Below are 21,563 nucleotides of genomic sequence, written 5' to 3' on the forward strand. Positions count from 1 at the left end.
CCGGCCAGGGGATGACGAGCACGTGGCTTCATGGCTTCATGGTTTCGCTTTGAGCGTAAAGGTCAAGGTGCCGTAGCCCAGTTGGTCATACCCACCGCTGTTGGGGCCGTAGTTGCCGCCCCCGCCCTCTGGCCGAACCTTTTGGGCGGCTGCCGTGACGTAGGGCGCCTTGAGGCCCTTGAGTACCACGTAGTGGTTGTAGAAAAGCTCCCAGACAGGGCGGACCTCGCCGCGGCCTTTGGCCGCAATCACGTTCTGGGTCACGTCGCTGTTGCTGTAGGGGGTATAGGGCACGTCCTGCCCCAGGATGTACTTGGCAATGTATTCCATGCCTTTGAGGACGCGGTTGCCGACACAGCGGGCCAGTGAGATCGGGCAACTGCTGCCGCATCAGTGGGTATCGGCCTGACTTACGCAAGGTGAGTTGGGCGGACGCTTACGGTCGAACTTGGGCCGTGACGGTTGCGGATGACATCGTTTTGATGTCAATCTGCTATCGATGGTTGTCATCTGCGTATCCTTGGGTGCGAAATACTGCTACAGCCATTCATATGGCCTGACATTGAGTCCAGCCTTCTATTATGTGTCGTATGCCGAATACGGAGTTCAGCATGACCAGCTTATTCTCAGTCGAAGATGTAAAGTTCGATCCAGCCCAGAAAGTGGGTTTTACTAACTTTAGTTCTAACTTCGTCGAAGAAACTGTGCAGGGCCTTTTGGGAAAAGGCATGTTTGGAGGGCAGAAAACATCTGAGATGGCCCGTCAGCAAGCACGTCAAGGTGCGTTCATGCGTCGCCTTTCCGAGATGGATATCAGTGATTTTCAGGAGGTGCCCCAGGACGATGGCGATGTATGGCTGGTCGCTGCTACGACTGTCGACGGAGAAGTACATCATGTTCATATTTCTGAAAACAGTATTTATGACTCGTTTAAGTTGGTAGAAGCTACTCCTGAAGAAGTTGAAGCTAGAAAAAAGCACAAATTCAAATTCAGCAAGAATCTTGATGGGACTGATGGGGCGCTCACTGAAATCGATGGTAAGCGTTACTTTGTCGACATGCATATTCTATTCAATTTTGGTGTGAATGGAACGGCGAAGGCGTGTACGACATTTGCAATGAGCCTTGCTGGGGGGTTCTTGGTCCTGTGTTTTTGCAAGAGGTATTGAGTTATGTGGGGGGCAGGCTTTTAAAACTGCACTGAAGAAGGCCGTAGTTAGCTTCTGGAAGGTAGTTGGGGCTGTATTGAAAGGTGCTGCGCATGCATCTTTTAGATTTCTAAAAACCTTACTTTCAGGGCTTATCAATCGTCAGTTTGACGGGTTGCTAGGGCGGTGCGCTTCAGCTGCTGGCACTGGATGGCGCAGTGCATTTGTGACTCTGGAAGAGGGGGCAGTGGGGGCAGCAGGGTGGGGGGCGTTGCTAGTGCTTGCGGCAATGATAATTATGTATCTCATAATGCACGATACTAAGCATACAGTCACTATCTATAATCTCACGTCCAAGGAGTTGCTGGTGTCTGCCCCCTACATGGGGCACGGTGGTACAGATGCCAAGAAGGAGTTTTTAATTCCGGGCTATCGAGATATGAAAGGGCTGGGTAAGTGGTACAGTGCTTCTCCTATTCGTTCTGAAAGCGATAGTACCGTCACGGGGATTGGCTTGGCAATGAACTTGTCTTTGCGTGAAACAGGTGGGGGGAGTGTTGGTGCTGAATTTGCCTGTATGTTCGATATTCCCTTTGTGGGAACTAATTCATTAAATGCGATTGCCCAGAAGCAGAGCGATTTGGAACAATATTATGATACCAATGAGGGGGTCAATAAAATTGACCAGCTCAGCGTCGAAAATGATAAATACGAAATTATTGTCACCTACGATAAGCTCAGCGGAAAGCAATACGATAGTGAGATTAAGGGCGATGGCTATGTTTATCATTCGATGCTAATCGTACGAGACAAGGTGCCAGCCTAGCAATGTGTGAGGTCGAGAAGGACATCTGTACCGGTGTTTTATCGATATGAGCAAGTCTTAGGGCCAGTACTGCTTCGCGCAGTGCTGCGCCCAAAGATAGCATTGGGCACCGGTTTGGTCGTCCCCTTATGGGTACCTCTAAAAACGTAGGCGAGGCAGCCAGCGCAAGGCAGGGAGCGCGGGACATCCCTGAATGGTTGGCAGACGGCTTGGGCCAGTGACGCAACTCGACACATTGTCAGGTCGCGCCTGGCTTGCCTCTCATGCTGACCAAGTACACAATCAAGTACAAAACCGCTCCCCTGTGATCTAAAACCTTGAAGTTTTTCAGGGAGATAGCGGCTTGTTTCGGGTCTCGTTTCCTCTCCAGTTTGCAACCATTGACAAACAAATCATCGAAAGCTGGTCTTGTCTTAATCTTTTCTCAGACAGGTTGGGGCTAGCGCCACGCCTTGAATCCAGATGAATTACTCTTCAGGGTACTCATAGAGGTAGGAAAAATTATCGAACTAAAAATATCAATATTTTTCAATGGCTTAGGTTATGGTTCGATTCCGACCTCGGCCTCCACTATATCAAAAGCCCCGTAGATTAGCGTCTACGGGGCTTTTTATTTGTGCTTGGAAAAGCTGCTTCCAGGACAATTCGCTTTTCAATGCCTGAAGTTTCCTGGAAAATCCTTTCGCCTTGCGCCTGCCGAAACTGGTTAATTAGTTCGTCCATCGCTGCCCAATCAGCGATCGGGCGTGAGAACCCGTTTCAGTAAGCGTTCCTAGGCTCTGTCTGAAAAAAGCCGTCGCATACACCGCAAGACACAAGCCAGCGAGACCATCGCTGCATAACTTTTTGCGAGCTTGTCGAAGCGCGTGACGATTCGGCGGTTCTCTTTCAGCCAGCCAAACATGCGTTCGATGATGTTGCGCTGTCGGTATTTGGGCCGGTCGAACAGTCTGGGTAAGCCAGGCTTGGGCTTGCGCTTCATCGAACGCAGTGGGATGACGGGTTGCATTCGATATTGGTCGCAGTAGCGGCGTAGCGCTTCGGCGTCGTAGCCCTTATCGGCAAGCAGCCATTTACAGCGCTTGCGCGGGCGCCCACGTTGGCTCGATGGAATGCTGACTCCGTCCAACATTGGTTGTGCGTAGCTGGTGTCACTGGCTTGACCGCCAGAGAGGAGAAAGCGCAACGGTATCCCGTTGGCGTCGCAGAGCATGTGGATTTTGGTTGTCAGGCCGCCACGACTGCGGCCTAGAGCGTGATCGGTAGGCTCGTCAGCCCCCCTTTTTTCCGCGCTCCAGATGAAGCACGGGTTGCTCTAACAGCGGTCGAATCGATCATCCAGGTGCGGGGGTCGATCAAGCCTTTGTCATTAAGTCTGAGGTGCAATCGTCTGAGCATCTGATCGAATGTTCCGCGGTTTCGCCAGACTCGGAAGCGGTGATAGACCGTCGCCCAAGACCCGAAACGCTCGGGCATATCTCGCCAGGCTGCTCCTGAACAAAGTACCCAGAGCACACCATCGAGCATCAAGCGATCACTGCTGCGGGGCCGGCCCCTGACGTGAGCTGCCGTAAAGAGATCGGCGACCACCGCCCACGCTTCATCCGAGAGCTCATAACGCTTTGCCATCACAGAATTCCTTTCCGTAGATGGTCGGCGACTGTACAGAGCCCAGGCTGTTCTGGAGTCACATTTCAGTTTCTTGGGATTTCAGACAGAGCCTAAGCATCAGCCTCATTGTAGGTGCTGCTCGAAGCTGATCGACAGGCCTTCGAGGCTGATGGAAAACGCTGACACCCATTAGCCGCTCTCCGCCGTCTGCGGGATTACAGGATGCGGGGTAATGGACGATGAAAAACTTCCGTGAATGGAATGCCTGTGGCGAAACTCCATTTGATCGTAGTAGCGTTAAGCCTTGAACTCGTCAAGGATCGATCATGCCACAGCGCCTCAACCCAATGAAAGCAGCCCTTAGCCAAGCACCCAATGACACCTACCAACAATTCCAGGACCTGAGAGACGGCCTGATCGCTGCACTGGTCGATTGGCCAGTGCAGAAGTGGGATGTTGTCGATAACTACTTGCCAACAAACGCCAAGGTCTCCCAAAAATCCAGAGAGTGGCTCAATGCGCTCGTCGACGTGCTGGACGTGAACCTTCCACGCCAAAAAGCCGAAGCCACGCCTGATCGGTTGGAAGAACTTCTGCTTCTAGCTTCGATGAAATCAATTGGATAGAAAAGCTCACCGGAGGCGGCGACAGATTTATTTTCTCAGTCCTAGAAAATAAATCCGTCCCAGTTCCCGCAGTCCCAGTTCCCGCAGTTCCCGCAGTTCCCGGTCCCAGTTCCCGTCCGCCGGTGCCCACTGGACTGGACGCATCCAACCCTCAGGTGGTTGGATTGGAGAGGATTACTTCGAAGTCCTCAAGCGCTTGCTGAAAATCCGAAAGGGCAAATGACACCGGCTGGCAGTCCACCATCCACCGTGTTTGCGCTCCGACTTCAAGCCCATCTGAAACACTCAGCCCAAACCGTGCCCAGGTGACGACGTCATTTGCGACGACCTGCTCAACCATGAGCACCGTGCAGTCGAAATCCATGTCATCCGCGCAGACGAGAAGGGGTACCAGTGTCGAGGTGCCGTCCTCACCCGGAGCGAAGCGGCGTTTGGCCAGCTCTTGCTCCTCTTCCTCCAGTAACCAAATTAGCGACAGCCCAAGCATTGCCGCCAGTTCGTAATTCAGGTGCTGGGCGGCCCACTGTTCGATGCCAATGCCATCGACCATCAGCCAGGCGCAGGCACTGCGAGAAAATTTTGCCTGATGACGAGTGGCACTGATGGAGTGAAGCATTGGGACAGATTCCTTTTGAAATAAGCGTCTATCAATCACTGCGGTTCAAGTGGCTGATCAGGTGCAGATCGGGATGATCGCTGACAAGGGCCTCGATAAGGCGTTGTTCAACCTCGCGGGGCGCTTGGGGTTTGACTGAGAACGGTTGGTAGACTGACATCGCTACCATGCCTATGTTTTGGGCTTGAAGATTGGGTCGAGCAGTTGACCACCCCTTGGACCTTACGAAGTCTCTACCCAATCTTCGTAATCAAGTCCAGCAACACGACTGAATTCGCGCACGTTGTTCGTCACCAGCTTGCAGCCAGAAGCAATGGCATGCCCAGCGATGGCTGTGTCATTGGGTCCGATGGGCGTACCTGACTCGGTAAGCTTGAGTTTCACCTCTATCGTCGCATCCACCGCGCTCTGATCCCAGGCCAAGACCGCATCAAGGCGTTTCACAAACTCGTCGACCAGTTGCTTATGCTTGGCCGATGCCTTTTTGCCGATCTGCCCATAGCGCATTTCTGCATACGTAATGGCGGAAATGACAATCCGATTGCCTCGTTCAACTTCGGTCGTCAGACGCTGTATGACCGACGCCGGCTGTTCCCGCATGATGAACGAGCAGATACAGGTATCGAGCATGTAGGTGGTCACAGATTGAACCTGCCTTCATCCCCGATTACAGCTGGGCGCTCTTGCAGAAAGTCAGCATCAGCCTTTGCCACTTCAGAAAAAGACGACCAGGACGGCCGCACAGGGCGCAGAGTGATGACGTCACCCTCACGAGAAATTTCAAGCTCACCCACGCCCTCGTAGGCCATATCGGCGGGTAGGCGAACGGCCTGGTTCTTGCCATTTTTGAAAATAGAAACGGTACGCATGTCTGACGACTCCTGCATATGTTCAACCTATGCATAATTTAGTGCTTTGGTTAGGCATATGCAAGGCATATGTTCAATTGAGGCGCCAATTCGAACGCTCAGCGAATCGTTGCCTGATCGACGCTCAAGCAGAGCGTGTTGTTGCCAAGGCAAGGCAGGGTCAAGGTGAAGATGACCAAGCCCCATGCCGTTATTAGCAGCCGATGTCCTTCACCAACTGTCCACGAACAGGTTTGCGCGCTGCCTGCTCGGCCGCCGGCATTTCAGACCAGACCGCTGCTCGATCTCCTCAACGGTGACTTGGTAGCTGCAGAAGCTGGCCGCACGAGGGGTGTCCTGGTCCATGATGAAGGCCGCAAAGGTCTCCTCGGTTGGCGTGCTGGCGGTGAAGATGATCTTCCAGTAGCCGCTGGGGATGGGATGCTGCTTGGTGGTGCTGGGAAGGGTGTCGATGTGGCGTTCGTACAGCGTGCTGGTCATGCAATGCAAACACCAAAGACGAACCCAAGGCTGCTGGCGTAGGTGCCTTGCAAGAAAGAACAGTACGTCCTCTGCGTGAGCTCAAGAGCATTCCAACCAGGTTGCACTGAAATCAACAGAGCCGCCGCTGGTAAACATCCAGGTTTGCGTAAACCAGCGCCAACGTCGGCGTCGCCACACCGGCGGCGGACCCACGGGCCAGCAAATCGCCGATGATCTGATCGGCTTCTATCGTGCGGCCGGCGACCAGGTCCCGGTACATCGAGGAGGTCTGTGGGGAGTCTTTCAAGGTCAGGATGCGCCGGGCCTCAGCCAGGAATCCCTCGCTGGGCGCTTCTCCAACGACGCGAACGATAGCGACGACCTCATCGATAATGCGTGTCGCGAACTCAAGTCCGCCTCGGGCCGCCACGACCTCGCCAATGCTGCCTCGCATCAGGCAGTTGATGCTGCCCATCGCGGCCAGCAAGGTCCATTTCTCCCACATTTCCCGAAGGATGGCAGGGGAGGTTCTGGCTTCAAAACCGGCCTGGTCGAAGAGTTGATGAACCTGGCGTAGCCGCTCGGAACTGCTTCCATCCAGCTCGCCGTAGGCCATGTTGCTGAAGGTGCCCTGCTGAACGATTTGCCCTTGTTCATCCAGGCTGGTCGCCACTTTGCAAAGGCACCCGAGCAGCCGGTCAGCCCCGAAGCGCTCGGCGATCAGGTCCATGTGCCGCATCCCGTTCAACAGCGGCAGGATGACGGTGGATGGGCCTACGGCACCGGCCATGTCCGTCAAGGCAGACGCCAGCATGTAGGCCTTCACGGCCACGACGATGACGTCGTAAGGTGCCTTGATCTGGTCTACCGTGACCAGTTGAGGCTGGATTTCAATCGTTCCGGAGGGGGTCACTACACGCAGGCCATTCTCCTGAAGCTGAGAGGCACGCTGCGCACGCACCAGGAACGTCACATCTCTGCCTGCCTTGGCCAGCAGTGCCCCGAAAAAACCACCGGTAGCCCCGGCTCCTACGATCAATATGCGCACCGACGGTCTCCGCGAATCAGCTGAAACGGATGAATTTTCATTATGCGGGTATATGCCCGTAAATGACTTTAGATGATGGGTGACTGAGGGTCAACCGGATTAAAGTTCACTCATCATCTAATCGTGAGTGGCCAGCAGGGTAGGACAATGGCTGGCCGAGGCCTGCACCTCCCAGGCACTTCACCTGCCATCCTTGATCTCGTAATCGTGAGGAGTGAAGAAGCGCCCCTTGGGTGTGGGAAGACGGTTCGTCGTGTAGTGCTCATACCAGTACAGGGCTGTCGCCCAAATCGCCTCCGGGCTGGAGGCCCGTGACTCCAGTCCCGGCGTGATATCAAGGCCAGCAGAGGCAAACAGGGTTTCCAGCATGCAGGCCGATGGCAGCCCGACCCCATCGTGAATGGGGTTGGGCGTACGGGCGACGCCCCAGGCAAATGCCAGCCAGCGCAGTACGTGCTCCAGGGCATCGATATAGCTGCGCCCCTTTTCAAACAGCAGCAGTTGGCTGAGCACCGTTTCCTGTGGCACCGGAAAGGTAATCAGTGCAATGTTTTTCCACTTGCGGGTGTTGCCAAACTCGGACAATGGGGTTTCCACGACGCCGTTGCGCTCGGTGGCGAACAGGCCATCGGCAGGCTGGAACAGCGGCACGTGGATGACGGTCGATTCCTTCAGCGAGCGCTGATGAAGTTTCAATAACACGGCGGACGACCAGTACGACGGTAGCAGGTCGAAGCGCAGGTGCGATTGGCCGATACGCAGCCTCCAGGACAAGGTGTCGTTGGCACCCAACAGCAGGATGTAGGATTGCTCGAGTGGTGCGTCCCCACCCAGTGCGGCGATGGCGCGTGCCAGCCAGTCGATATTGTTTTCTCTGGCCGGACGCTGCTGCTCGACGAAGTCGGGATTGGGATTGGCTACCTTGTTGAACTTCATGGGCATGGGACACCTTCCTGGCGAGGCTACTCAGGTATTGAGCAAGGTGAAAGGGCGGGTCGTCGTCGGGGGAGAGACCGGGGAGGTGATGGGGTGATAGGTGACCTTCATCTGAACGCCACTGCCCCAGCGGGAAAATTCGACAATGGCGACCTGGTTCCCGCTCCAGCGATTGTGCTTGTCGTCCTCGTTGTCTCTGGGCTTGAACTGCTTTTGCGCGCCAATGGTCGCGGCTGGCGCTTCAGGTGCGGCATGACGAAACCAGGCCTTGTGGGGGCCGAAGATACCCCTGACTTCATCCTTGAGGCTGGCCCACTGGTCCAGCACCGGCGTTACGCACAGGCTGCTTGGGGAACAGATGACTTCGGTCAGCGTGGTCCTGCCGGTACGGGTATGTACCGCTTGGGCAACCCGACTCCAGTGCACGTCGCCAGTGAGGAACACCACCTGGATGCCGTATTCGGCCAGGTTTTCGAGCACCTTCATCAGTACGGCGAACTGTTGCTGATAGTTCGGCAGTTCGGCGTCCATCAATTTGCCGAACCGTGCCGGTTCGCAGAACAGGGTTTGCCCGGTGGCCAGCAGCCCTATGTGGGGTGTGCCGGCTTTCTTGTGGTCGATCAGTTGCTGTTCCCAGTCCCTGAGGGCCTGTTCGGTCTGCTCGGTCATCAGGCCCACGGGGCTGTCGAAGTCGAGCTGGCGATGGCTGCGGGTATCGATGAACAGCATGCACAGCGGCTCTATGTCCAGTCTCGTCCAGGTCCGATGGTTGTTGGGTGAGCCGCCTTGTTGGTAATCCTGGTACAGCTCTCGAGCAGCGTCGTCCCAGAAGTTCAGACCGGTAGGGGTTGGGGCGTGTTGGGTGCCTTTTTTCCAGAATTGCTCCCACGGATAGTTGTTCCAATACTCGTGGTCGTCCGGCAGGCACACGGCCGGGGCCTTGCTCAGGGCCTGCTGCAAACCACTCTGGCCGCTGAGCTCCGACAGCCAGTTACGTCTGTACTTGGCAGAAATGTCGCTGCGTAGGCAGGCTGCTGTGGAGGGCATGTCGTCCAGTGGTGGCTGGTCGAGGTAGACCTGGTCACCGGCGAACAGGGACATGTCCGGCTGCTGCGGAAGGCGTTGAATGAAACGACCCACATCCACCGGGTCGGTGCCGACGCAATAGCACGACGTCAGCAGGATCTTGAACGAGCCATGGGGAGCCGAGGGGACCTTGTCCGGTAATGAGCGCACACGCAGGAAATAGGGGGCGGCCACGTTGCCAGCCTCTACCCGAATGCGGTGTTCGATGCCCGGGCCCAGGGCGGTGAAGCTGAAGATGCCCTGATGATTCACCTGGGCGCCATCACGAATAGGGAATAGCCCTTGGGTCTCTGTCGGCTGCCAGGGGGCTCCGTCCAGCTGGAAGCTGACCTTGGGCGGGTGAGTCGTGTCGAACAGTCCCACCCACAGCCTGATTTCATCAGGAGGGGCGAGCAGGGGGCGCGCCATCAGCCGGGACATCCTTTCCTCCTACGGCCAAAAGGCCCGGATGCGGTTGATGGGAGACGACGAAAACAGGGCTGGCCCAGGCTCGGGGTGAGGGCGCGACTGCCGGCTGGGGTCGTATGGAGTCGAAGACATGCTTACCCTCCCTGGCAAGTTGGCTTGGTAACCGGCAAGGGCGTTAGCCCGTCGTCTGTAGCGTTGAATCTAGTTCATGTCTTTTCGTTGGGGGCTGGCCGTCTGTCGGCACGCTGCGGTGCGCACTGCTGAATTCGTCGGCGTGGGGGCAGCGTTTCCAGTCGGTAGGCGAGTTGAGGTCAATACGATCACCTGGCTCTGTCTGTTCGCCTTCACCTGATAACATGGGGTTTTGGGCACGATTGATATCAAGAACTTCACCGCGTCGTTTGCGTGTGCCAGGTCGATGCCGGGGGGCGATAGCCAGGTGGTGATGAACAACACAGCCTCTACACGTGGTTTGACGGCTCTGACGTGCGCGCTGCTGCTGAGCCAGTTCTTCCGTACCTGCCTCGGCGTCATGGCCCCTGAAATCCAGGCGGATCTGGACCTCTCGCCGGCGGGGTTCGGCCTGCTGTCATCCTGCTTCTTTCTCGCCTTCGGGTTTGCGCAGATCCCTGTCGGCATAGCCTTTGATCGCTATGGTGTAGGAGGGCCCACACGACTGTTGATGACCCTTGGGGTGCTCAGCGCCGTGCTGTTTGTCTGTGCGCCTGGCGGCCTCACCGCCATGGTGGCGCAGGCCGGATTGGGGCTTGCCTGCGCCCCCATCTTCATGGGGCTGATGCACTACGCGGCCGAGGTTCTGCCGCCTGATCGTTATGTTCCGTTCGTCAGCCGTACCAATGCGCTCGGCATGCTGGGCGCGCTGTGTGCCACGGCCCCCCTGGGCTGGCTCATACAGGGCATCGGATGGCGCTTATCGATGGCGATCGCGGCCCTGGTCTTTGCCGTCGTCACCCTGAGCGTATGGCGAAGCGTACAGGACCGGGGGCAAGCCCGGGAGCACAGCGAGAGCCCGACGGAAATGCTCCGGGCCAGTCTGAGCCTGCTGGCCATGCCGGCGCTCTGGACCATCATCCCGATGTGCATCGCCATGGCGGCGGGCACCTCATTCAGGAACGCCTGGGGAGGCCCCTACCTGGCCAGTGTCTTCGAGCTGGACATCGGTTCTCGAGGGTTGGCCCTGGCCGTTCTGAGTGTGGGGGCTTTCTGTGTGGCCGGGCTGATGTCCTGGTTGGTCCAACGCTACGCGGTGCGCTCAACCGTCTTGAACTGGACGCTGATGACGTTCCTCGCCGCGATCGCGCTGGTGATCTGGCCGCAGGCTGGGGTGATGACCGACGTGGGCCTGCTGGCCTTGCTGGCGACGATCGGGGTGCTCCATCCACTGGTGATGTCCCATGCCCGCAACCTGCTCAAGCCTTCGCTCAGGGGGCGCGGGCTTGGCCTGCTCAATGGGTTTGTGTTCCTCGGTTCGGCTTTTGCCTCATGGGCCTATGGCCTGATTGCCGCCGATGGGCTGCACCGCGGCCTGCCCGATGCGTCGATCTACAGCGAGATATTTGCCTTTTCGGCAGCGCTGATGCTGGTTGGGGGACTGGCCTATGCCTTCAGCCCCCGGCGGTCTTTGCAGGACTGAAGGGGACTGGCCCCGAGAAAGCCTGGCGGGCCTTGCTCACAGGCTGATCGCCACGATTCCGGCCAGCACGATCACCGCCCCGGTGACGCGACGGGTGAGATTACCCTCGCGAAAGAGCCAGTACGCGAGGAAAGAGCCGATGACAATGGACGACTCGCGCAGAGGCGCGACAAGGGCCACCGGCGCGCTCAGCATGGCCGTGAGAACGAGGACGTAGGCCAGCGGCGAGAGCACGGCGACGATGAGGATCGGCACCGCGTCGGCACGCAGGACGGCAGGGATCCGATGCCGGCGCCGCAGCGCCACGGGGGTCAGCATCAGGCATTGCAGCAGGAGTGTGCCGGCGTAATAGCTCAGCGGCGCCAGGTGCCACGAGGTGACCGAATAGCTGTCCCAGAGGGTGTAACTGGCAATGGTGGCACCCGTCGCTCCTCCCCAGAGCACCCCCGGCCGCGCCAGGCTGTTTGCGCTTCTGAACAGATTGCCGACAACGACGAGAATACCCACGACGATGAGCAATGCGCCGAACATCGCGACCACGGTGACCCGCTCCCCCAGCAGGAGCACCGCGACCAGCATCGTCAGCATGGGCCCCGTGCCGCGGGCGACGGAATAGACCACCCCCAGCTCTGCGCGCTGGTAACCGGCCTGCAGGATAAGGGAGTAGGCGATGTGCAATGTCGCCGAGACGGCGCAGCCCACCACGAACCGCCAATCGAACACCTGCTCACCCATGACCATGAGCGCAATGCCAATCGGCACGCAGAGCAGCGCCGAGGCGCAGCTATAGGCCCAGACGAACAGATAGGTGTCTTCGCGCTTGTATTTGGAGGCGATGTTCCACAGCGCATGGGCTGTCGCCGCGACGAGGACGAGCGCGACAGTGCCCGCGTTCATCAGTTGATGTCGGGCAGGTCGATGCCTGCCCGCTCGGCCCGACGGCTGCGCTGCGGGTCGCGCAGGGCGATGCCCGCGACCAGCGCGTCAATCACCACGAGTTGGGCCAGCCGGCTTCCCGCTGCGGCAATCTGCGCCGGCAATGGTGCTCCGCCGACCACCAGCGCGATATCCGCGAGGGTCGCCAGTGGCGTGCCGTACTGGTTGGTGATGGCAATGAGCGAGGCCCCGGCAGAGGCGGCTGCATCGGCGATGGCGAGCGTGGATGAAGTGCGTCCGGTCGAACTGACGGCGATGACGACATCACCCGGGCCCAGGAGGCGGGTGGCGATCATCGCCGACAGGTAGTCCGGAATGCTGATGGTCGTGACGCCGACCGCGCGCAGGCGGAAGACGGCGTCGGCGGCGACCGTGGAGGAGGGGCCGGCGCCGAATGCAATCACCTGTCGTCCTGACAGGAGTGTATTGACCGCCTTGTCGAGCGCAGCGAGTTCGAGGGCCCCGCCGAGTGCGGTCAGGGCGTCGGTACCGGCGCGAATGGACGTCTCCAGCACGGCGGCCGACGTCGCGTCCGCGGCGAGGGCTTCAGGCGGCGCGAAGAACCTGGTGGTGCCGCGGGCGCGGGCGATCTCTATCTTCAGTTCGGCGAAGCCGCCGAACCCGATCGCACGCACCGCGCGAATCACGCTCGGCGGCGATACACCGGCCCGGGCGGCAACCTGCGCGGTCGTGCTGGCCCCGACGAACAGGGGATCGGCGAGCAGGACCGCGACGACCTTCGCTTCGCTTGCAGCCAGGCCACCACTACGGGCCTGAATGCTTCCGATCAATTGTCCCAAACGCTCGGCGTCGCCTGTAATGTGGTTACTATTTTCCTTCGTCATGCGTAATATATTACAGTTGCCGGGTTGATAGCACAATCACCGTATGAACCGGTGTTCCGCCTCAGACTCGAAGGAGTGCGTTTCAATGAACCCCACCATCAAAACAACCGTCGCTGTTCTGGGGCCGGGTGCGATCGGCACCACGATCGCCGCGGCGCTGCACGAAGTCGGCCGGACGCCGTTGCTGTGTGGACGTACGCCCCGCGACAGCCTGACGCTGCACGATGGCGATCGACTGATCGTCGTGCCCGGCCCGGTGCAGACGGATCCCGCGCCGATGGATCGACCGGTCGACCTGGTGTTTCTCGCGGTCAAGGCGACTCAAACCGCGGCGGCTGCACAATGGCTGGCGGCGTTGAGTGGTCCGCAAACCGTCGTATGCGTCCTGCAGAATGGGATCGAGCAGTTGGAGAGCGTCACCCCGCATTGCCCGCAGGCGCGCGTCGTTCCCGCGGTGGTGTGGTTCCCGGCCCAGGCGCAAGCCGATGGTTCGGTACGCTTGCGTGGCGACGTGCACATCAGCCTGCCAGACGCATCGGCCTCCCACGGGGTGGCGCAGGTACTGCAAGGCACCCGATGCTCGGTGGATCTGGCCCCGGATTTCAAGGCTCTGGCGTGGCGCAAACTGATGCAGAACGCGGCGGCCGGCCTCATGGCGCTCACGCACCGTCGTTTGGGCATGTTCAGCCGGCCCGACATGGCCAGGCTTGCCCTGGACTATCTGCAGGAGTGTCTGGCCGTGGCACGCGCCGAGGGTGCCGAACTGGGCGATGAGGTGCCACAGGCCATCCTCGAGAAGTTTCAGGCAGCTCCCGCCGACATGAGCACCTCCATCCTGACGGATCGCGAAGCGGGTCGGCCACTCGAATGGGATATCCGCAACGGTGTCATTGCGCGTCGCGGCCGGGCTCTCGGTGTTCCGACGCCCATCAGCGATGTCCTGGTGCCGCTTCTCGCCGCCGCAAGCGAGGGCCCTGGCTGATCCAGCGGCGCGGGCTGATCGCCGATAATGCTGCCGCCCTTTGACCAGGCGGCAGATTTTTATCCCGGAGCGTGAATCAATAGCCCCCCTCACAGACCAGTAAAGGTGATAGGAATGTTTGACTTCAGCCTGCTCGGGAAGAGCCGATTCGTGCGGCCTGGACCCTTGTGCCTGTTAGCGGTCTTGACGCTGCATGCTTCTTTCTCAAGTGCCCATGCAGTGGATACGCAGCCCGCTCTGGCCGATTCAGGCGCGACCAAAGACGGCTCCACAATGAACGACATTCCACCGCGCCTCCAGTGGACAGCGAACTATGGCTATTGCGGCGAGACAGCATTCATCAGCGCCGGGCTCTACTATGGCCAGTACGTTTCCCAGTTCGATACTCGTGCAATTGCCAGCCCGAATATCAACCAATCGAAACGGGGTAGCCAGCTCCTGTTGGGCGTGAACGATGGGGCCACCGCCGCTCAGATGCGCTTGAAGTCTGTCGAGTGGGACAGCGTTACCACGCCGAACGCCAATGAATTCCTGGCATGGATCAAGGGTAATGTGCTGTCGGGCTATCCGGTCATCATGGGCGTTTACGAAAATCTTTCCAAATTCGACGTCTCCGGAGATGAACGGGCAGGTGATGATGAGTACGACCATATCGTGCCCGTCATCGGTGTTTCGTCCACAGGGCCAGCCAACCAGTCGGCTACCTACCAGGCCGATGACATCATTACGTTCAGCGATAATGGCCTTTGGTCGCCTGACGGCCCGCCGGCCTATCTTTATCGCTTCAAGTTCGGCGCCTTTCAGGCGAGCCGCCAGGAGGCCAATAATGAAAATCGACCGGTGTATTCCTTGCCTCGCGGCGGAAAAAACTATGCTGTGGCCATTACCGGAATCATCGACCGGGACGGACAGACTCTGCCGGTTCGTCTGACCACCGACGTGAACGAAGAAAGGCCCGTGATGGGCGCCGGTTCGAACACCCGCCCTGCATCGGCGAGGGTCAACCTGACCGCCACGGTGTCGGGGCTCAGCCCTGGCGTGACGTACACCCTGTACCGCTACGACAGCTTCGACAAGGTGCCCGAAGCGGGCTTTAACAAACGAGCGTCCATGGCGGACAAACAGTGGAAAATCAACATCAAGACGGGGTCGACCTACGTGTTGAACGAAACAATACGTTCAGATCAGGTAGCTGTATATCGAGCTGTTCCAGTTACGGCTCCATGAGCCATCTATGCAGCACGGGCATAGATCCAAATGGTCGGGCCGAGCAGAAATGGGGGCAGGGTAAGCCGTTGCTTGTAACGCAAATGATTACTCGGATGTTTCCGGATCGGATGGCATTGACGTGGGGACCTGCCATGAAGGTTTTTTGCCATCCTGGCTGTCGAAAAGGCGACGCGCCTTGCGGAAATCCTCGACGTTTTCGACGATCCAAGTCCAGATAGGGGACATACGCAGCAACAGTCCCCTACCCAGCGGTGTCAACTCATACTCCACGCGGGGCGGGATTTCACCGAACTCCCGCCGGATCAGCAGACCGTCCCGCTCCATGGCGCGTAGCGTCTTGGTCAACATTCGCTGAGTCACACCCGCCATCTGCCTCTTGAGCTCGGCATGGCGCATCTTACCGTACACCCCCAAGGCATGCAGGATACCCAATGACCAGCGGCTCCCAGCGTGAGCGAGGACTTCCCGCCTGACGCCGTCATCCTCCTCTCTAAGGGTCTGGCAGATAGCTTCTGCCCGGCTGAGAGTTTCATGATCGGTCATTCGTCCCCCCTGGTATCACGCGTGTGCCTTCTTACGAGTGCTGCCTGAATCGTGCAGCATTCGCGCATCCTACAGGCAACAGGTCCCAGGAGAAATCATGACCGAAGTGACCCAGCTTTCCCCCCAATCCATTCTTGTTCTAGGCGCCGGCGAACTTGGCCTTCCGGTTTTGCGCAATCTCGCGCGAGTGGCAAAGCGTAAACCCGGCTCCACCCTCAGCGTCCTGCTCAGGGATTCGACCATCCACACCCAGGTGGCTGAGAAAAAGCGGGAAATCGATGAGCTTCGGCACCTGGGCATCCAGATGGTCGCCGCAGACCTGGTGAATGATTCAATCGATCAGTTGGCTGAAGTGTTCGCACGGTTCGATACCGTCATCGGCTGCGCCGGCATGGTCGCAGGTAGGGAAACCCCGATGAAATTAGCGACGGCAGCCCTCAAGTCCGGCGTGAAGCGCTACTTCCCGTGGCAGTTTGGCGTCGACTTCGAGGTGATCGGCCGGGGCAGCCCGCAGGACCTGTTCGATGCCCAGCTCGATGTGCGCGAGTTGCTTCGCGCCCAGGACAAGACGGAATGGGTCATCATCTCGACGGGCATGTTCACCAGCTTCCTTTTCGAGCCTGTATTCGAGGTGGTCGACTTCGAAAACGACACGGTGAACGCGCTGGGCAGTCTTGCCAACAGTGTGACGCTCACGACGCCAGACGACATTGGTGCGCTGACAGCGGAAATCGTTTTCTTCGAACCTCGCTTGCGCAACCAGATCGTCTACCTATCCGGCGACACTGTGACGTACGCCGAGCTTGCGAGTCTGCTCGAACACGTACTGGGACGCCCATTCAAACGTAACGTGTGGACGGTTCCGTACCTGCTTCAGGCGTTGGAGAAAGACCCCACTCATCACATCAAGAAGTACCGCGCGGTGTTCGCCCAGGGCAGGGGCGTGTCATGGCCCAAAGCGGGCACTTTCAACGAGCAGCAGTCGATTCGAGTCACCACCGCCGAGGCGTGGGCTCGGGAAAACCTGGCGGGCCGTTGAGTGCAATAGCCAGTCGCTTGAGGTCCCCGCGGAGGAGGGCGTAGGCCCATGGCGAAATCCACTGGCGAAGAACCCGGCCGGCCTGCCGATGCCTCCCGGTGGGTGCTCTGCTCAAGCATGCTGCCCGGCCGCAGGCCGTAGCAGCCGCCAGGCTAGTGGGCGGTCTTGACCACCAGGCGCCAGTGCACGCCCACCTTGTGGTCCGAGTGCCGGTGCTGGTTCCGGGGAGGGAAGTGGTCACCCTTGCGGGCGCTCAGTTCCTTGCCGCATCCGGTGCAGAGATAGATACCGGAGACCGGGACTGCAGCGTCGAATTCGTAGCTCAGATTCCACTCGTCCGAGTCACCCAGAAGTGCCATGGCCATCTTTCGATCCCTCATATGATGATGTCTGACTGCATAACGCTACTACCGCCTGGCTCAGGCCGGTTACTGGCATTTTGTCCATGCTGGATGCCCTGACAGGGCGTTCCACAGGTCGGCTACCGGCTGCCGGACAACCGCGTCAGTACAAGGTTTTCAAGGACTTGGCCGTGGCGGCCACGAGGTTCGCTTCCGTGCCCCGGAGCAGTCGGCCGTGCTGTCCAATGGCCATAAACCAGACGGAAGGTACAGGGAAAAGGCTAAAGTGGAGGCATATCTCGCAGATAACTTCTATGTTGTCTGCATCGGCAGTGATATTCAAGGATCGAACTCATGACCCCACCTCAGTCCAGCCTTGGTTCCGTTTCTGGTCATCCGCGTTTTCGCTGGTTCGCGTTCATCCCGGTGATACCTGCCGTTATCTGGATTCTTCTGCAATCAACGTCCCCGGCCAACCTGGCGGCCTGCGCGGTGCTGGTGCTGATCGGTTTGGGGGCCTGCGCCTGGAGTGCCGGCTCGGTGCGCGAGGTGCTGCGTCGTTCCACTGCGCGGGGCCTGGCGGAGCAGGGCAGCAAAAATGCAGAGCAAGACCTCATGGCTTCGCGGGCGAAGCTGGATGAGGTGTTGCTGGGGGCCATGCCGATCTGGGCCAAGCAGGTGGAAAGTTCGCGCCTGCAGACAGAGGAGGCGATTGTCAGCCTGGTCAATCGGTTCAGTGGTATCGCCACGCGCCTGGAGGAAACGGTACAAGCCTCGCAGCAGGCGGCTGGCGAACTCGATGGCCAGGCCGCCGACGGCGCGCTCAAGGTACTGGCCCGCAGCGACAGCGAACTGAGCCAGGTGATCGATTCGCTCAAGGCCACCCAGACCAGCCGGGACCAGATGCTCGGCCAGGTGCGGGGGCTTACCGCCTATACCGGCGAATTGCGCACCATGGCCGCCGATGTCGCGGCGATTGCCGCGCAAACCAACCTGCTGGCCCTCAATGCCGCGATCGAGGCGGCCCGTGCCGGTGAGGCCGGCCGAGGTTTTGCGGTGGTGGCCGATGCGGTGCGCAACCTGTCGAGCAAGTCGAGCGAGACCGGCCAGCAGATGTCGGCCAAGGTCGATATCATCAATAACGCCATCACCCAATTGGTGGAGGCTGCTTCCAGCAGCGCCGACCAGGACAGCCATTCGGTGGGTGAGTCCGAACAGAGCATCCAGCTGGTACTCGAACGCTTCCAGAACATCACCGGGCGCCTGGCCGACTCCGCCGACCTGCTCAAGCAGGAAAGCTACGGGATTCGCGACGAGTTGACCGATGTGCTGGTCAACCTGCAATTCCAGGACCGGGTCAGCCAGATCCTCAGCCACGTGCGCGACAACATCAACGCCTTGCACGATCACCTGCAGCAGGTCAGCCAGGCGCCGGAACGGGCCGAGGCCATCGACGTGCGGCAGTGGCTGGCGAGCATGGAGTCCACCTACGCCACCGACGAACAGCGGCGCACGCATCATGGTGCGGTCGCCACTCAGCAGACTTCACAAGACATTACCTTCTTTTAGGAGCCCATCATGGCGAAGAACGTATTAGTGGTCGACGATTCCAGCAGTGTGCGGCAAGTGGTTGGAATCGCCCTGAAAGGCGCCGGTTACGAGGTGATCGAGGCGAGCGATGGCAAGGACGCGCTGAGCAAGCTCACCGGGCAGAAGGTGCACCTGATCATCAGTGACGTGAACATGCCGAACATGGACGGCATCACCTTCGTCAAGGAGGTGAAGAAACTGGCCAACTACAAGTTCACGCCTATCATCATGCTGACCACGGAATCGCAGGAATCGAAGAAGGCCGAAGGCCAGGCCGCCGGTGCCAAGGCCTGGGTGGTCAAACCGTTCCAGCCGGCGCAGATGCTGGCGGCGGTTTCCAAACTGATCCTGCCCTGACACTCCGATCGTGAGGAGGCTGCCATGTCCGTCACCCATGAAATCGTCGACGATACAGCTCGTGTCGGCATCGAAGGCGAGCTGACGATCTACACGGTCGCCGAGCTGGCGTCTGTGCTGTTGCCGAAGATTGGCGCGGCGCCGCGCCTGGAGCTGGACCTGTCGCAGGTCACCGAAATGGACGGTGCCGGGTTGCAGTTGCTGGCGGTAATCGAGCGTGAAGCCGGCCTCGGCGGTACGGCCCTGAGCCTGACCGGCAAGAGTCAGACGGTCATGCAAACGCTTCAACTCTGTCGCCGCAGCGCCTTGTAGCCGGCGCCGCGACCGTTTATCGATCGACAAGGAACGTCCAGGTGAGCATCAATCTCGATCAGGCACAGCAGACTTTCATCGTGGAGGCGCGTGAACTGTTGCAGACCATGGAGCAATCCCTGCTGCAACTGGAAAGCGAGCCTGGCGATCAGGATGCCATCGGCGCGATTTTCCGCGCGGCGCACACCATCAAGGGCTCTGCCGGCCTGTTCGGCCTCACGCCAATCGTCAGCTTTACCCATATCGTCGAGGATGTGCTCGATCGCCTGCGCGATGACAGTGTGGCCGTGGACGCCGCGCTGATCGCGCTGCTGCTCAAGTGCGGCGACCATATGCTTGAGCTGATCGAGGTGGTCGCCAACCGCGGCGAGGCGCTCGAACCGGCGGCGCTGGAGCGGGAAGCGGCCTTGCGGGCGGCGCTGAGTGTCTACCAGGCGCCTGCCGAGGCCGTCGAGCACGTTGAAGTCGCTGCAGCCGAAGCGGATGCGGGCACCCACGACGAGGTGCCCTGGCACATCTCCTTGCGCTTCGGCGTGGACGTGTTCCGTAATGGCATGGACCCCCTGTCGTTCCTGCGCTACCTCGATACCCTGGGGCGGATGACCCAGGTGACAACCCTGACCGATGGCATCCCGGCCCTGGAAAGCTGGGATCCGGAGAGCTGCTACCTGGGTTTCGAGATCGACCTGTATTCCACCGCCGCCAGTCATGCCACCCTCAATGAAGTGTTCGACTTCGTGCGTGACGAGTGCGAAGTGCGCATCTTCATGGTTGATGAGGCCCCCGGGGACCCTGTTGGCAGGGATGTCGCGCTGTCTGAGCCGCAAGCCGCGCTTGCCGTCCCCCAGCGCCTGCCGGCGGCCAGTAAATCCAAACCCCTGGATGGCAACTATGTGCGGGTCAATGCCGACAAGCTCGACGAGTTGATCAGCCTGGTCGGCGAGCTGGTGATCGCCAGCGCCGGCGCCAGCCTGCTGGCCCGCTCCTGCAACAACGATCCGTTGCAGGAGGCCACTTCGAGCGTGTCGGGGCTGGTGGAGGAAATCCTCGATGGCGCGCTGCACCTGCGCATGATTCCGATCGGCGACACGTTCAACCGCTTCCGGCGCGTGGTACGCGACGTCAGCCAGGAACTGGGCAAGGACATCGAGCTGATCATCAACGGTGCGGAAACCGAGCTGGACAAGACGGTGGTGGAGAAAATCGGCGATCCGCTGATGCACCTGCTGCGCAATGCCATGGACCACGGTATCGAAAGCGCCGAAGCCCGGCGTGTGGCCGGCAAGCCGAGCAAGGGCCACCTGAGCCTCAATGCCTATCACGACTCGGGGAGCATCGTCATCGAAATCGCCGACGACGGCGCCGGCCTGAACCGCGAGCGCATCCTGGCAAAGGCCCAGGAGCGTGGGCTGGTCGCCAGCGGTGCGGTGCTCACCGACCAGGAAATCTACAACCTGATCTTCGAGGCCGGCTTCTCCACCGCCGAGGCGGTGACCAACCTGTCCGGGCGCGGCGTAGGCATGGATGTGGTCAAGCGCAATATCACCCTGCTGCGGGGCACCGTCGACCTGGACAGTCGTCCTGGCGAGGGGACCGTGGTGCGCATTCGCCTGCCGCTGACCCTGGCGATCATCAATGGCTTCCTGGTGGGCCTGGACCACGCGACCTACGTGATCCCCCTGGACATGGTCCAGGAATGCGTCGAGCTGGATGAGCACCAGCGCCAATCCAGCCGCAGGCAGGGCTATCTGGACCTGCGAGGCGAGGTGTTGCCCCTGGTGGACCTGCGCGAACACTTCAGGCACGAGGGGCCAGCCGCCCGGCGGCAGAACGTGGTGGTGGTGCGCTATGCCGAACACAAGGCCGGCCTGGTGGTGGACGAGTTGCTCGGTGAGTTCCAGATCGTGATCAAACCCCTGGGCAAGCTCTTTGGCGCACTGCGTGGTATCAGCGGCTCGACCATCCTGGGCAGCGGTGCGGTGGCCCTGATTCTGGATATACCGGCCTTGCTCAGCCAGATCGTACAACTGGAAGCCCGTACGGCCCAGGCACCTTTGTCGTCTCCTGTCGTTGGTCGCTGAAGTCTTTGCATTTCCAT

Annotated in this window: 23 protein-coding genes and 1 pseudogene; 11 read left to right on the forward strand and 13 right to left on the reverse strand. The window is 59.5% G+C overall.

Annotated features, from left to right (window positions below; all coding sequences use genetic code 11):
• Positions 1–36 precede the first annotated feature (36 nt).
• Positions 37–348 (reverse strand): annotated as a pseudogene (locus tag PF66_RS08540) (alginate lyase family protein); the annotation flags it as partial.
• 263 nt (positions 349–611) lie between these two features.
• Here PF66_RS08540 and PF66_RS32645 point away from each other — a divergent pair.
• A complete protein-coding gene (locus tag PF66_RS32645) occupies positions 612–1,169 on the forward strand; it encodes a hypothetical protein (RefSeq protein WP_152972989.1) in 558 nt (185 codons plus the stop codon).
• Positions 1,170–1,515: 346 nt separating this feature from the next.
• Positions 1,516–1,974, forward strand: a complete 459-nt coding sequence (locus tag PF66_RS08550; RefSeq protein ID WP_152972990.1) for a hypothetical protein — start codon at positions 1,516–1,518, stop codon at positions 1,972–1,974.
• A gap of 772 nt (positions 1,975–2,746) precedes the next feature.
• On the opposite strand, the gene PF66_RS31870 is transcribed toward PF66_RS08550, so the two are convergent.
• Positions 2,747–3,603 (reverse strand): IS5 family transposase gene (locus PF66_RS31870; RefSeq protein WP_193394195.1). Its coding sequence is split into 2 segments (ribosomal slippage): positions 2,747–3,249 and positions 3,249–3,603, totalling 858 coding nucleotides; the frame shifts between segments, so codons are not numbered across the junction.
• Between the two features lie 308 nt (positions 3,604–3,911).
• Between PF66_RS31870 and PF66_RS08560 the strand changes: the two genes are divergently transcribed.
• Entirely contained in the window at positions 3,912–4,211 is a 300-nt protein-coding gene (locus PF66_RS08560) for a hypothetical protein (RefSeq protein WP_054059306.1), read from the forward strand.
• A gap of 151 nt (positions 4,212–4,362) precedes the next feature.
• Here the strand turns inward: PF66_RS08560 and PF66_RS08565 are convergent, their stop codons facing one another.
• The 7 genes from PF66_RS08565 to PF66_RS08595 form a co-directional block, all read right to left on the reverse strand.
• Positions 4,363–4,827 carry a hypothetical protein gene (locus PF66_RS08565; RefSeq protein ID WP_054062453.1) on the reverse strand — a complete coding sequence of 155 codons (465 nt, stop codon included), beginning with the start codon at positions 4,825–4,827 and terminating at the stop codon, positions 4,363–4,365.
• Positions 4,828–5,049: 222 nt separating this feature from the next.
• Positions 5,050–5,469: a type II toxin-antitoxin system VapC family toxin gene (locus PF66_RS08570; RefSeq protein WP_054062454.1), complete on the reverse strand. Its 420-nt coding sequence runs from the start codon at positions 5,467–5,469 to the stop codon at positions 5,050–5,052.
• Complete coding sequence (vapB, locus tag PF66_RS08575; RefSeq protein WP_054059308.1) at positions 5,466–5,696, reverse strand: type II toxin-antitoxin system VapB family antitoxin; 231 nt, start codon at positions 5,694–5,696, stop codon at positions 5,466–5,468. Before vapB ends, PF66_RS08570 begins: the two co-directional genes overlap by 4 nt.
• A gap of 210 nt (positions 5,697–5,906) precedes the next feature.
• Complete coding sequence (locus PF66_RS08580; RefSeq protein ID WP_054062455.1) at positions 5,907–6,176, reverse strand: DNA/RNA non-specific endonuclease; 270 nt, start codon at positions 6,174–6,176, stop codon at positions 5,907–5,909.
• A 112-nt stretch (positions 6,177–6,288) separates the two neighbouring features.
• Positions 6,289–7,206, reverse strand: a complete 918-nt coding sequence (locus PF66_RS08585) for a ketopantoate reductase family protein (RefSeq protein ID WP_054062456.1) — start codon at positions 7,204–7,206, stop codon at positions 6,289–6,291.
• A 180-nt stretch (positions 7,207–7,386) separates the two neighbouring features.
• Positions 7,387–8,142 carry a hypothetical protein gene (locus PF66_RS08590; protein WP_152972991.1) on the reverse strand — a complete coding sequence of 252 codons (756 nt, stop codon included), beginning with the start codon at positions 8,140–8,142 and terminating at the stop codon, positions 7,387–7,389.
• Between the two features lie 30 nt (positions 8,143–8,172).
• Positions 8,173–9,648, reverse strand: coding sequence for an alkaline phosphatase D family protein (locus PF66_RS08595; protein WP_054062458.1), 1,476 nt, complete (start codon positions 9,646–9,648; stop codon positions 8,173–8,175).
• A 352-nt stretch (positions 9,649–10,000) separates the two neighbouring features.
• Between PF66_RS08595 and PF66_RS08600 the strand changes: the two genes are divergently transcribed.
• Positions 10,001–11,290, forward strand: coding sequence for an MFS transporter (locus PF66_RS08600; RefSeq protein ID WP_206542423.1), 1,290 nt, complete (start codon positions 10,001–10,003; stop codon positions 11,288–11,290).
• 36 nt (positions 11,291–11,326) lie between these two features.
• On the opposite strand, the gene PF66_RS08605 is transcribed toward PF66_RS08600, so the two are convergent.
• Positions 11,327–12,187: a DMT family transporter gene (locus PF66_RS08605; protein WP_054062460.1), complete on the reverse strand. Its 861-nt coding sequence runs from the start codon at positions 12,185–12,187 to the stop codon at positions 11,327–11,329.
• Positions 12,187–13,071: a MurR/RpiR family transcriptional regulator gene (locus PF66_RS08610; RefSeq protein WP_054062461.1), complete on the reverse strand. Its 885-nt coding sequence runs from the start codon at positions 13,069–13,071 to the stop codon at positions 12,187–12,189. Before PF66_RS08610 ends, PF66_RS08605 begins: the two co-directional genes overlap by 1 nt.
• A gap of 85 nt (positions 13,072–13,156) precedes the next feature.
• Here PF66_RS08610 and PF66_RS08615 point away from each other — a divergent pair, with 85 nt between their 5' ends.
• Together PF66_RS08615 and PF66_RS08620 are read left to right on the forward strand one after the other, a co-directional pair.
• Positions 13,157–14,053, forward strand: a complete 897-nt coding sequence (locus PF66_RS08615) for an oxidoreductase (RefSeq protein ID WP_054059313.1) — start codon at positions 13,157–13,159, stop codon at positions 14,051–14,053.
• 114 nt (positions 14,054–14,167) lie between these two features.
• Positions 14,168–15,280, forward strand: a complete 1,113-nt coding sequence (locus PF66_RS08620) for a hypothetical protein (protein WP_241494303.1) — start codon at positions 14,168–14,170, stop codon at positions 15,278–15,280.
• An 87-nt stretch (positions 15,281–15,367) separates the two neighbouring features.
• On the opposite strand, the gene PF66_RS08625 is transcribed toward PF66_RS08620, so the two are convergent.
• On the reverse strand, positions 15,368–15,826 hold the full coding sequence (locus PF66_RS08625) for a winged helix-turn-helix transcriptional regulator (protein ID WP_054062462.1): 459 nt from the start codon (positions 15,824–15,826) through the stop codon (positions 15,368–15,370).
• A 97-nt stretch (positions 15,827–15,923) separates the two neighbouring features.
• Between PF66_RS08625 and PF66_RS08630 the strand changes: the two genes are divergently transcribed.
• Positions 15,924–16,865, forward strand: coding sequence for an aromatic alcohol reductase (locus PF66_RS08630; protein ID WP_054062463.1), 942 nt, complete (start codon positions 15,924–15,926; stop codon positions 16,863–16,865).
• Positions 16,866–17,017: 152 nt separating this feature from the next.
• Here PF66_RS08630 and PF66_RS08635 read toward each other — a convergent pair whose 3' ends face one another.
• The gene (locus tag PF66_RS08635) at positions 17,018–17,230 is read right to left on the reverse strand and encodes a hypothetical protein (protein ID WP_054062464.1); all 213 of its coding nucleotides are present in this window, start codon (positions 17,228–17,230) and stop codon (positions 17,018–17,020) included.
• Between the two features lie 879 nt (positions 17,231–18,109).
• On the opposite strand from PF66_RS08635, the gene PF66_RS33870 reads away from it, so the two are divergent.
• From PF66_RS33870 to PF66_RS08660, 4 genes are read left to right on the forward strand one after another with little or no spacing between them, the layout of a single operon-like run.
• Positions 18,110–18,775, forward strand: coding sequence for a methyl-accepting chemotaxis protein (locus PF66_RS33870; protein ID WP_425357889.1), 666 nt, complete (start codon positions 18,110–18,112; stop codon positions 18,773–18,775).
• 9 nt (positions 18,776–18,784) lie between these two features.
• Positions 18,785–19,153, forward strand: a complete 369-nt coding sequence (locus PF66_RS08650; protein ID WP_054059318.1) for a response regulator — start codon at positions 18,785–18,787, stop codon at positions 19,151–19,153.
• Positions 19,154–19,177: 24 nt separating this feature from the next.
• The gene (locus PF66_RS08655; RefSeq protein ID WP_054059319.1) at positions 19,178–19,465 is read left to right on the forward strand and encodes an STAS domain-containing protein; all 288 of its coding nucleotides are present in this window, start codon (positions 19,178–19,180) and stop codon (positions 19,463–19,465) included.
• Between the two features lie 41 nt (positions 19,466–19,506).
• On the forward strand, positions 19,507–21,546 hold the full coding sequence (locus PF66_RS08660) for a chemotaxis protein CheA (protein WP_054059320.1): 2,040 nt from the start codon (positions 19,507–19,509) through the stop codon (positions 21,544–21,546).
• The last annotated feature ends 17 nt before the right edge of the window (positions 21,547–21,563 follow it).

Origin of the sequence: Pseudomonas asplenii, from assembly GCF_001293465.1 — a bacterium.
GTDB classification, from domain to species: domain Bacteria; phylum Pseudomonadota; class Gammaproteobacteria; order Pseudomonadales; family Pseudomonadaceae; genus Aquipseudomonas; species Aquipseudomonas fuscovaginae_B.